The organism is Actinomycetospora atypica (assembly GCF_042653685.1).
GTDB lineage: Bacteria > Actinomycetota > Actinomycetes > Mycobacteriales > Pseudonocardiaceae > Actinomycetospora > Actinomycetospora atypica.
The window spans coordinates 1-786 of the sequence record NZ_JBHSIV010000094.1; the positions used below are offsets into that span (position 1 = coordinate 1).

At 32.6% G+C, this 786-nt stretch carries 2 protein-coding genes; one reads left to right on the top strand and one right to left on the bottom strand.

What is annotated here, in order from left to right:
* Nucleotides 1–210 (top strand): hypothetical protein (locus ACFPBZ_RS29460; protein WP_465251523.1); only part of this gene is annotated, 210 nt, incomplete at its 5' end.
* 136 nt (nucleotides 211–346) lie between these two features.
* On the opposite strand, the gene ACFPBZ_RS29465 is transcribed toward ACFPBZ_RS29460, so the two are convergent.
* Nucleotides 347–786 (bottom strand): replication initiation protein (locus ACFPBZ_RS29465; RefSeq protein ID WP_378039657.1); only part of this gene is annotated, 440 nt, incomplete at its 5' end.

Below are 786 nucleotides of genomic sequence, written 5' to 3' on the forward strand. Positions count from 1 at the left end.
ACTGAAATCATCGCAGAATTTGCTGATTTATATCTAAAAGATACAGGCGTTCTTATTGGCACAAATTCTAAAGTATATCAAGAAGTGAAAGAAAAAATCGAAGCTAAACTAAATCCATCAAATCGAAATCGACCAAAGAATCATCAAAAAGAAACCAGTCAAACAGTCACTTCTAGAAATTTCGACCCAACAAATTTTCTAAAACGATAAAAAACAGATAGGAGTTATTCCTATCTGTTTTTTATTTAGAAGCCCCATACAATATGCTAGAATGTACTAGCAATCTTAGTCGGTTGTAAGGGACTTGTCTACTTGCTTAATGTAAGGGGGGCGAGTTCTTTTTTATTTATTCTTCTAACCAGTTACGCAGAGAAATCTTTGGCAAATCTGACGTTAGGCTTGAAAAAGTAAATTCTAATTTGGCGATTTTATTGCCCTTTTTTGCTTTTATTTTTGTGACTTTAAGATCATTGAAGTATTTTTTTAGTTCTCGTAATGCAGGATTTAATACTTTTTGATCAATGTTACCCATTTGATAGTATTCTGGGATATCCATTAAGCTCCTAAACTCTTCAATACGAACTACATAATAACCAGTAGAACGGTACTGCATAAGCAGTCGGAATAGAGTTTTTGCATACGTAGAACGCAACGACGTGAAAGCAGATAATTCAAATCTACTAAATTCAGCTGTTAAACCATTAATAATATATTCTAGGTCCGGATTACCACTGACTTCAACAAACTTTTTTGTTTTATTGATTTCAAAACCAGTAAACAAAACAA